Source organism: Streptomyces milbemycinicus, from assembly GCF_002154605.1.
Lineage (GTDB): Bacteria > Actinomycetota > Actinomycetes > Streptomycetales > Streptomycetaceae > Streptomyces > Streptomyces milbemycinicus.
Genome location: NZ_MUNE01001091.1, coordinates 1 through 657, shown reverse-complemented (window position 1 = coordinate 657; position 657 = coordinate 1). Strand labels below are relative to the sequence as shown.

The following is a 657-nucleotide window of genomic DNA, read 5'->3' as shown; positions in this document are numbered from 1 at the left end:
ACCCCCGCCACCACCCTGGAGATCACCTCCACCGTCCAGCAACTCCAGCGCAACCACTGCATCCTGTGGCGCGGGCCCGCGATCGGTGAAGGGCTGCGCATCGACGAGGGGGTCCATCTGTGGACCTTCACCAAGGTCAAGGGCGGCGTCCGCGTCCACACCGAGGAGACCTGGACCGGCGCCCAGGTCGAAGCCGACATCCCCACCGCGACCGCGGCCCTCGGCGCGGGCCTCGAAGCCTGGCTGCACGACCTGAAGACCACCGCCGAATCCCGCACCCGCGCACAGTGAAACGGCTATGACACGGCTAGGCGGGCAGCACCGAGGCGAGGAAGGGCTCCACGGCCCGGCGCCAGCCCTCCGGCTGGTCGTAGTGGACGAGATGGCCCGCGTCCGTCACCTCCGCGTACTCACCGCGCGGCAGAACGCGCACCATCTCCTGCGCCTCCGCCCGGCCCAACTCGCCGTCCAGGCCGCGCACCACGAGGGTGGGGCACTGCACGAGCGCCAGCTCTTCCCAGTGGGCGTCATGGACCCAGGTCGCGCGGGCCTTGAGCATCTGGCGGCGGGAGAAGACCGGGCGCCAGCCGTCCGAACGCTCGGCCATGATCTCGGCGAAGAAATCGCCCCGCGCCGGATTGGGCCGCTCCAGCCTCG

2 protein-coding genes are annotated in these 657 nt (G+C 71.2%); one reads left to right on the top strand and one right to left on the bottom strand.

All coding sequences use genetic code 11. The features are described from left to right. A partial coding sequence (locus CCN51_RS51240; RefSeq protein ID WP_483883486.1) for an SRPBCC family protein occupies positions 1-291 on the top strand: 291 nt, incomplete at its 5' end. 16 nt (positions 292-307) lie between these two features. Here CCN51_RS51240 and CCN51_RS51235 read toward each other — a convergent pair. Next, positions 308-657, bottom strand: a 350-nt coding sequence (locus tag CCN51_RS51235) for an alpha/beta fold hydrolase (protein ID WP_143676222.1), incomplete at its 5' end; no start/stop codon positions are given.